Annotated in this window: 7 protein-coding genes; 4 read left to right on the top strand and 3 right to left on the bottom strand. The window is 71.4% G+C overall.

The features are described from left to right. Positions 1 to 49 precede the first annotated feature (49 nt). Positions 50 to 1,201 (bottom strand): branched-chain amino acid ABC transporter substrate-binding protein, encoded by a 1,152-nt coding sequence (locus tag ACWEF6_RS07280; protein ID WP_310976708.1) that lies wholly within the window; start codon positions 1,199 to 1,201, stop codon positions 50 to 52. A 528-nt stretch (positions 1,202 to 1,729) separates the two neighbouring features. Between ACWEF6_RS07280 and ACWEF6_RS07285 the strand changes: the two genes are divergently transcribed. Beyond that, positions 1,730 to 2,497 carry a prolyl oligopeptidase family serine peptidase gene (locus tag ACWEF6_RS07285; RefSeq protein WP_449682105.1) on the top strand — a complete coding sequence of 256 codons (768 nt, stop codon included), beginning with the start codon at positions 1,730 to 1,732 and terminating at the stop codon, positions 2,495 to 2,497. Here ACWEF6_RS07285 and ACWEF6_RS07290 read toward each other — a convergent pair. Both ACWEF6_RS07290 and ACWEF6_RS07295 read right to left on the bottom strand, forming a co-directional pair. Next, a complete protein-coding gene (locus tag ACWEF6_RS07290) occupies positions 2,466 to 3,434 on the bottom strand; it encodes a LysR family transcriptional regulator (RefSeq protein WP_449682106.1) in 969 nt (322 codons plus the stop codon). The two genes, ACWEF6_RS07285 and ACWEF6_RS07290, sit on opposite strands and share 32 nt — an antisense overlap. Before the next feature lie 7 nt (positions 3,435 to 3,441). Beyond that, the gene (locus ACWEF6_RS07295; RefSeq protein WP_449682107.1) at positions 3,442 to 3,882 is read right to left on the bottom strand and encodes a hotdog fold thioesterase; all 441 of its coding nucleotides are present in this window, start codon (positions 3,880 to 3,882) and stop codon (positions 3,442 to 3,444) included. A gap of 62 nt (positions 3,883 to 3,944) precedes the next feature. On the opposite strand from ACWEF6_RS07295, the gene polA reads away from it, so the two are divergent. From polA to ACWEF6_RS07310, 3 genes are all read left to right on the top strand, one after another. Beyond that, positions 3,945 to 6,686, top strand: a complete 2,742-nt coding sequence (gene polA, locus ACWEF6_RS07300) for a DNA polymerase I (RefSeq protein ID WP_449682108.1) — start codon at positions 3,945 to 3,947, stop codon at positions 6,684 to 6,686. 90 nt (positions 6,687 to 6,776) lie between these two features. Then, the gene (locus ACWEF6_RS07305) at positions 6,777 to 7,316 is read left to right on the top strand and encodes an EF-hand domain-containing protein (protein ID WP_449682110.1); all 540 of its coding nucleotides are present in this window, start codon (positions 6,777 to 6,779) and stop codon (positions 7,314 to 7,316) included. A 102-nt stretch (positions 7,317 to 7,418) separates the two neighbouring features. Beyond that, positions 7,419 to 9,020, top strand: coding sequence for a trypsin-like peptidase domain-containing protein (locus ACWEF6_RS07310; RefSeq protein ID WP_449682109.1), 1,602 nt, complete (start codon positions 7,419 to 7,421; stop codon positions 9,018 to 9,020). The last annotated feature ends 93 nt before the right edge of the window (positions 9,021 to 9,113 follow it).

A 9,113-nucleotide genomic window follows, 5' to 3' on the forward strand; every position in this document is an offset into this window, starting at 1 on the left:
TGTGGTGACCACAGCGCCCCCGCTCCCGTCAGTCGCTATTCCTGTTGCGTCAGCCGGTGATCTTGGCTTCGGTCGACGCGCCGAGGTTCTTGATGACGCCGCCGACGACCTGGTACACGTTGATCGCGGCGGTCTCGGGCTCACCGTTCGCCTTGAACTTGATCTGCTTCGACGCGCCCTTGAAGTCTTCCGTCTTCAGGAACTCGTTGATCTTCTCGCCGGTGGTGTTGCCGGCCTTGACCGCGTTGATGAGGGCGGTCGCCGCGTCGTAACCCTCGGTGGCGTAGATCGCCGGGGCGACGTTGAACTTGGCCTTGTACTTGGTGGCGAACTCGTCCGTGGTGCCGGCGTCCGGGATGTTGCACGGGCAGCCGATGACGGCGCCTTCGGCGGCCGCGGCACCCGCGCCCGAGACCAGCTGCGGGTCGAGCGAACCGTCACCGGTGGCGAAGATGGCCTTCACGCCGCCGTCACGCAGCTGCTTGAGCAGCGGGCCGCCCTGCGCGTAGTAGCCACCGAAGGTGATGATGTCCGGGTTGGCCGCCTTGACCTTCTGCACGGTCGAGGAGTAGTCCGGCGCGTCCTTCGGGAACTTGTCGCGCTCGACGGTGACGCCCTTCTCCTTGAAGGTCTTCTCGAACGCGTCCGCGAGGCCGACGCTGTACTCCTGGTCGTCCGAGATGACGAACGCCTTCTTCGGCGACTTCGCCGTGATCAGGAAGTTCGCGATGGCGGGGCCCTGGTCGTCGTCGTTCGCCACGACGCGGTGCCAGTACGACCAGTTGTTCTTCGCCAGGCCCGGGTTCGTCGCCGAGGGCGAGACGCTCGGGATCTTGTTCTGCTCGAGCTGGCCGCCGATGGCCTTCGACTCGCCGGAGAAGGCCGGGCCGATCAGCGCGGTGATCTTGTCCGAGCCGATCGCCGTGGTGATCAGCGAGGTCGCCTGGTCGGCCTTGCCCTGGCTGTCGTAGGTCTTCAGCTCGATCTTGGTCTTCGGATTCGTGGCGTTGTACTCGTCGATCGCGAGCTGGGCGCCGTTGCGGGGCGGGAGCACGATCCCGGAGTTCTCCCCGGTGAGGTCGCCCATGAACCCGATCTTCAGCGTGCTGCCGTCACCACTGCTCGACGAGCCGCCACCGGCGCAGCCCGCCAGCGCGAGCGACGTCGCCGCTGCGAGGGCGAGAACCCGTCCAAAACGCACTCCTGACACCGACTACCTCCCATGACCAACCAGCCGCCGGTAGGCGTTGCCCCCGACACAGGGGCTAGGTTAGGGCAGGAAGATATCCCTCTCGCCCGTCTTGTGCACAGGCGGCCTCACTACTCTGTGTCCACATCGTGACGATCGCAACCGACACGAATTGCACGAAAAGGCGAACAACGTTTCCCTGTGACCCGCTGCTGGTCACGCAGCGATGCTAAGTATCCGGGCTCGTTCTGCGAATGGGTGACAGCGATGTTTCACCGGTATGTCATCGCCCATTTCGGCTGCCGGTGCGTGGCCGGTTTCCGGTGACTCCGCAGTTCACACTGGCGGGGTCCCGGTGGAGCCGGCACCGCCGTAGGGGTGCACCTTACGTCCGGTTCGGGCGGCCGAACGAACCACCCCCGCCCGGAAGTCCCGCCTTTCGTCACAACCGACGGTTGTCGTGGCCGCCGGAACGGCTGTTGGACCCGCACCGCCCCCGGGCGGTTCGCTGGGAGCAGCCGGAAGACAGGGAGAGACACGATGAGCAAGACGATCGAGGGTGTGGCGGCGGGGGTGCCGTTCGTGGCGGTGCCGCCGGCGGACCCGGAGGCGCCGGCGGCCCTGGTGGCGGGCTGGCACCTGATGGACGAGCCGAACAGCGAACGCGCGATGGCGGACGCCGTGCCGATGGCGGGCGTGCCGGCCTGGCGCGTGTACTTCGGGCTCCCGCTCTCCGGGGCCCGGCTGCCCGAGGGCGGGCCGGAGGAGGTCTTCCGGCGCGCGAGCGAGGACGCCGTCCTCAACATCTTCGAGCCGGTGACCGAGCAGGCCGCCGGCGAGTTCCCGGCCGCGTTGGCCGAACTGCGCGACCGGCTGCCGGGCGCGACCGGACCGCTCGGCGTGTTCGGCGGCTCGGCCGGGGCGCTGGTGGCCCTGGAGGTGCTGGCCCGCGGCGACGTCGGGATCGCGGCCGCCGCGGTGGCCAGCCCGGTCGTCCAGCTCGCGCCGATGATCACCGCCAACGAGCGCCGCTTCGGGGTGACGTACGCGTGGACCGAGCGATCCCGAGCGGCCGCGGCGCGCTACGACTACGTGGACCGGGCCGCCGAGCTCGCGGCGCCACTGCTGCTGGTCGTGGGGGCGGAGGACGACATCGCCGTGCGCGAGCCCGCGGAGGCGCTGCGCGACAAGGTGGGGGCCGAGCTGGTGACCGTGGCGGGGATGGCGCACGAGTTCCCGCCGGGGACCCCGGCCGCGGCTCGTGTCGATGCCGCGTTCAGCGAGTGGTTCGCGCGGTGGCCAGGCTGACGTCCTCGGCCGGCAGCCAGGCGTGGTCCGGGTCGTAGGCGCACCAGTCCTCGTCACGGCTGGTGCGCCCCGCGGCGGCCAGGAGCCGCCGCAATGCCGGGTGGGCCTTGCCGCGCCGCCAGACCAGGGACCACGGGAACAGCGGGGACGGCTCGAACGGCAGCACCTTCAGGTTCAGGTCGGCCGCCAGCTCCATGTCGGCGCCGGCCAGGGTGACGCGCCGCTTGCCGTACCGCGTCTGCTCCAGCGTGTGCCGGAGGTCGTAGCTGACGCCGGAGTCGTCGATCGGCACGCCGAACTCCTCGCACAGCTCGTGCAGGTAGGACAGCCACTCCGCCGGGCCGCCGAGGCCGGGCAGCCAGATCCCGTCGGCGCGCAGCTCCTCCAGGCGCAGCACGTCCTGCACGGCCAGCGGGTGCTCCGGCGCGAGCAGCGCGACCAGGGGCTCGAACCGGACCGGCCGGTGCTCCAGCTCGTCCGGCAGCGGCCGCCCGCAGCCGGACACCCGGCCGAAGGCGGCGTCGAGCTCGCCGGACAGCAGCGGGCCGATCGCGTTGGCGAACCCGCGGCCGGCGACCCGGTCGATGCGCAGCCCCGGCTCGTGCGCGGCCAGGCGGCGGAGCAGGAACATGGGGGAGAGCCGGTGGTCGACGAGGTCGAGGCGCAGCGGGCGGTCGTCGGCGCCCATCGCGGCGACCGCGGCGTCGGCCACCTTCACCAGCTCGCGCGCGTGCGGGAGGAACCGCTCGCCGTCGGCCGTCAGCTCGACCGAGCGGGGCGTGCGCAGGAACAACGGTGTCGCGAGCGCGTCTTCGAGCTTCTTGATCCGCTTCGACAGCGCCTGCTGGGTGAGGAACAGCGTCTGGGCGGCCCGCCCGAAGTGCCGCTGCTCCGCGGTCACCACGAACGCCCGGACCTGGGCGACGTCGAGGTCCACGGGAGGCTCAGGCGCCCGGCGGCCGGTCCCGGACCACGCAGGTCAGCCGGGCGGTGCAGGTGCGGCGGCCCTCGTCGTCGGTCAGCACGATCTCCGCGGTGATCGTGCCGCGGCCGATGTGCAGCGGCGTCGCGACCCCGGTGACCGTGCCCGAGCGGACGGCCCGGTGGTGCGTGCAGGACAGCTCCAGCCCCATCGCGGCGCGGTTCGGGCCCGCGTTCAGCGCGGCGACCGTCGACCCCAGCGCTTCGGCGAGCACGGCGTTGGCGCCGCCGTGCAGCAGGCCGTACGGCTGGAGGTTGCCCGCGACCGGGATGGTGCCGACCACCCGCTCGGCCGTCGCTTCCAGGAACTTCATGCCGACCTTGTCGTTCAGCTGCTGGTCCGCGGCGGCCGGATCGATCCCGGCGTAGTTCTCGACCGCGACGTCCGCGGCGCGTTCGGTCACGCAGTGCTCCTCTTCCTATGCGACACGTAAGAGTGTCGGACCCTCAGCCTAGACTCGGCCCCGTGAGCCCGAGTGAGAAGACGACCGTTGCCAACGCCACAGGAACCACCGCCACCGCCGAGCGGCCGAAGCTGCTGCTGATCGACGGCCATTCCATGGCCTACCGCGCGTTCTTCGCCCTGCCCGCGGAGAACTTCAGGACGAAGACCGGCCAGGTCACGAACGCGGTCTTCGGCTTCACCTCGATGCTCATCAACCTCCTGCGCGACGAAGCGCCGACCCACCTGGCGGTGGCGTTCGACCTCTCGCGCAAGACGTTCCGCTCGGAGACGTACGCCGACTACAAGGCGAACCGCAGCACGACGCCGGACGAGTTCCGCGGCCAGGTGGACCTGGTCAAGGAGGTCCTCGACGTGCTCGGCATCCCTTCTTTGGTGAAGGAGAACTTCGAAGCCGACGACATCATCGCCACGCTCACCACGCAGGCGACGGCCGACGGTTTCGACGTCCTCATCTGTACCGGCGACCGGGACGCGCTGCAGCTGGTCACCGAGCAGGTCACCGTGCTGTACCCGAAGCGCGGCGTCTCGGAGATGACCCGGTTCACCCCGGACGCCGTCGAGGAGAAGTACGGGCTCACCCCGCGGCAGTACCCGGACTTCGCCGCGCTGCGCGGCGACCCGTCGGACAACCTGCCGAGCATCCCCGGCGTCGGCGAGAAGACCGCGGCCAAGTGGATCAAGCAGTTCGGCTCGCTCGGCGACCTGATCGACCGCGTGGACGAGGTCAAGGGCAAGGTCGGCGAGGCGCTGCGGGCACACCTGTCCTCGGTCCAGCTCAACCGGCAGCTCACCGAGCTGATCCGGGACGTCGAGCTGGAGGTCGCGCCGTCCGGGCTGGAGCTGCGCCCGTGGGATCGCGAAGCGGTGCACGCGCTGTTCGACGAGCTCGAGTTCCGCGTCCTGCGGGACAGGCTGTTCGCGACGCTGCAGAGCGCCGAGCCCGAGGCCGACGAAGGCTTCGAGATCTCCGGGGCCGCGCTCGAGCCCGGTGCGCTGGGCGCGTGGCTGGCCGCGCACGCCGGCCCCGGCGAGCCGGTGGCGCTGTCCTTCCGCGCCGTGGGTACGTCGGTCCGGTCCGACCTGCGCGCGGTCGCCTTCGCGACGGTCGACGGCGAAGGCGCGTATGTCGACGTCACGGCGATGGACCAGGCCGACGACGCCGCGCTCGCCGCCTGGCTGGCCGACCCGGAGATCCGCAAGACCGGCCACGACCTCAAGGTCCCGCTGCACGCGATCCGCGCCCGCGGCTGGGCCCTCGCCGGGCTGGCCATGGACACCGCGCTGGCCGCCTACCTGGTGCGGCCCGGGCAGCGCACGTTCGAACTGGACGACCTCGCGCTGCGCTACCTGCACCGCGAGCTGCGCTCGGAGACCGACGGCGGCGACGGCCAGCTGTCCCTGCTCGACGGCGGCGCGGAAGGCCTGGAACAGAAGGAGATCCAGGACGAGCTGGTCAAGGCCCGCGCGATCTTCGAGCTGGCCGGCGCGCTCGAGAAGGAACTGGCGCAGATCGGCGGCGCGAAGCTGCTCGCCGAGCTGGAGCTGCCGCTGCTGGAGGTCATCACCGAGCTGGAGATCGCCGGTGTCGCCGTCGACCTCGAGCAGCTGACTTCGCTGGAGGCGCATTACCTCTCGCGGGTCACGCAGGCCGCCGAAGAGGCGTACGCGGTGATCGGCAAGCAGATCAACCTCGGCTCGCCGAAGCAGCTGCAGGTCGTGCTGTTCGACGAGCTCGGCATGCCGAAGACCAAGCGCACCAAGACCGGCTACACGACCGACGCCGAGGCGCTGCAGGGCCTGTTCGAGAAGACCGAGCACCCGTTCCTGCAGCACATGCTGGAGCACCGGGACGCGACGAAGCTGCGCACCACGGTCGAGGGCCTGATCAAGTCCGTCGCCGACGACGGGCGGATCCACACCACGCTGCTGCAGACGATCGCGGCCACCGGGCGGCTGTCCTCGACCGAGCCGAACCTGCAGAACATCCCGGTCCGCACCGAGGAGGGCCGCCGCATCCGCGACGCCTTCGTCGTCGGCGAGGGCTTCACCGAGCTGATGACCGCGGACTACAGCCAGATCGAAATGCGGATCATGGCGCACCTCTCGCAGGACGAGGGCCTCATCGAGGCGTTCAACTCGGGCGAGGACCTGCACACGTTCGTGGCGTCGCGGGCGTTTTCCCTGCCGCCGGAGGAGATCACGCCGGAGCTGCGCTACCGCGTCAAGGCGATGTCGTACGGCCTCGCGTACGGCCTGTCAGCGTACGGGCTTTCGCAGCAGCTGCGGATCTCCACCGAAGAAGCCAAGGAGCAGATGGAGGCGTACTTCGCCCGCTTCGGCGGCATCAGCGACTACCTCCACTCGGTCGTCGGCGTCGCGGCGAAGAACGGCTACACCGAAACGGTCTTCGGGCGCCGCCGCTACCTGCCGGACCTCAACAGCGACAACCGCCAGCGCCGCGAGATGGCCGAGCGGATGGCGCTCAACGCCCCGATCCAGGGCAGCGCGGCCGACATCATCAAGGTCGCGATGCTCAACGTCCACCGCGCGCTGGTCGAGGCGAAGCTGAAGAGCCGGATCCTGCTGCAGGTCCACGACGAGCTCGTGCTCGAGGTCGCGGAGGGGGAGAAGGAGCAGCTGGAGAAGCTGGTGCGCGAGGGCATGGGCTCGGCGTACGCGCTGGCCGTGCCGCTCGAGGTCTCGGTCGGCTACGGCCGGTCGTGGAACGAAGCCGCGCACTGAACCCTGGTCACTCGGCGTCACGGCTCGGATCACCGGGTCGTGACGCGGAAGTACTCGGGCGGACGTCGTCGCGCGTCCCGCGCCGCGACGATGCTGGGCGCCATGGCCAGTGACTTCCAGCGGCGCAAGATCTCCGGCGTCTTCGGCGCCATGGACGCCGACGGCGACGGGTTCCTGACGGAGACCGACTTCCGGGCGCTCACCGCGCGGTGGCTCGACCTCCGCGGCACCGACGCGGGCACCCCGGACGGGCAGAAGCTCATCGCCGTGATGATGGGCTGGTGGAGCACCCTCGACGCGGCCGCCGGCGGTGGCGGCCGGGTCAGTCTCGACCAGGTGCTCCAGGTCGTCGACGCCTTGCCGGCGATGCCGGGCGCGGTCACCGGCACGGCCGAGGCGATGTTCGAGGCGGTCGACGAAAACGGCGACGGCGTCATCTCCGCCGCCGAGTACGACCGCCTCATCGCGGCCTGGAACGGGGTCGGCACGCCGTCCGGGGACGTCTTCGCCCTCCTCGATTCCGACGGCGACGGCGGCCTGTCCCGTGAGGAGTTCTCCGGGCACTGGTTCGAGTTCTGGGCCGGCGACGACCCGGCCGCGCCCGGGAGCCGCGTGTTCGGCGCAGTGTGATCCTGCGATGTGCCGAACGGATGACTCCGTTCGGGTGAGCCATTACCGCTGGGTAGGGAGGTCGGCGGCGGCGCGCGGCGATCACGGCGTAGGGTCCGCCGAATGGGGTTCGAGCGTGAGCGACGACGCTGGCGGGTCCGGTTGCACGACGAACTCGGCCGGGTGTGCGGTGCGGGCACGGTACTGGACGAGTACCACGTGCTCACGAGCGCGCACGTCGTCGAGACCGCGGGTGGCCCGCGAGCCGCGCTGAGCGTCGACTTCGTCGGCCTGGCCGAAGCCATGCCCGGCGCCGCCACCGTCGTCGAAGGCTGCTGGGTGCCCTCCGACGGCGGCGGCCACGGCGATCTCGCCCTGTTGCGCCTGGAGCGCCCCGAATCCCGCGTGTTCCGCGCCCCGCTGCACCGCATGCCCCTCGGGGAGCACCAGCTCGTCCGCGCGTTCGGGTTCCCGCCGGGCTCGGTCGGCCGCTGGACGCACGCCCGGCTCGGCGGCCCCGAGCAGACCGGCGGCGAATGGGTCCGCCTCTTCCGCACGGCCGAAGCCGAACCGCTCGGTCCCGGCTTCGGCGGCACGGCGGTGATCGACGAGGCGACCGGCCACGTCGTCGGCATGGTCGTCGGCAAGGACACCGGCACCTGGATGGTGCCGGTCGAGACCATGCTCGGGCACCTGCCCCAGCTGAGCATCTGGACGTCCGGCAGCCCGGCGGTCGACGCGAGCTTCTCGCGCCCGGTCGGCGAAGCGGTCGACGTCTCCTTCGTGCAGCGCGTCGCGGACTGGTTCGCCAACGCCGAGCCGGGGACGGTCTGGGTCGTCGACACCGGCGAGGCCGGCTCGCCCGTCGCGGCGGCGCTGCGGTTCGGGATCGTGCTCGCCGACCGGGAACGTTCCCTCGGCGTGCCCGGCCTGCCGCCGGCGTTCGGCCAGATGCCGCCTCCGGGCAGCGTGGACCTGGCGGTCGACGCGACCGGCCGGACGGCGGACGCGGTCCGCCACCGCATCGCCGACCGGCTCACCGGGGGTGTCGCGGGCCGCACGCTGGTCGTCGACGCGATCGACGACTCCGCGGAACCCGACCGGCTCGTCGGCGAGGTGCTGGCCCCGCTCGCCGGCCGCGCGGCCGAGCTGGGGCTCCGCCTCCTGCTGGGCTTCCGCGAGGAGTCGTCGCCGGGGGTGGCGGCGGTCCGGGCGAGCACCGGCCAGGCCCGCCCGGCCCCGGACGACCTCGCCGGCCGCCTGGAGGTCCTGACCCAGGCGGTGGCGGAGCTGGCGGAGATCGAGGCCTACCAGCTGCGCGTGGCGACGCGCTTCACGGGTGTCGCGATGCTGCCGGCCCGGGCGCAGAGGCTGAAGGGAGCGCTGAAGCAGCTCCGTTCGGCGGAGGTGGACGGCGACGCGGAGTGGGTCGAGCGCCACATCGACAGCCACGAGCACGCGGTGGCCCCGGCCGTCGAGGACGGCCGCCGGCAGCGAGCGGTCCTCGACGGCTTGGTGGCCCGCCGCGAGGAGTTGCGCGCCCGGCTGGCGGGCGACCTCGAGCTGGCCCGCGAGCACGGGCTGGTGGGCGACCCGGAGATCGAGCAGGCGTACATCCCGGCGAAGAGGCTCCTGATCGACGGCCCCTGCGAGCTGACCGCGGCGGCCACGGCGGTCGACACCTACGCGGCAGCGGTCCGGGCGCGCATCGAGGACCGCGGCTGACCAGGGTCGAAAGCGCCCCAATGTGGCGTTCGGTGCGTCTGACGCACCCAATGTGGCGTTCGGTGCGTCCAACGCACCCAACGCCACATTGGG

Source organism: Amycolatopsis sp. NPDC004772 (assembly GCF_053601215.1).

Coding starts and splice junctions, on each gene's coding strand:
- ACWEF6_RS07285 (WP_449682105.1), top strand. CDS start 1,730: ATGAGCAAGACGATCGAGGGTGTGGCGGCGGGGGTGCCGTTCGTGGCG.
- ACWEF6_RS07310 (WP_449682109.1), top strand. CDS start 7,419: ATGGGGTTCGAGCGTGAGCGACGACGCTGGCGGGTCCGGTTGCACGAC.
- ACWEF6_RS07305 (WP_449682110.1), top strand. CDS start 6,777: ATGCTGGGCGCCATGGCCAGTGACTTCCAGCGGCGCAAGATCTCCGGC.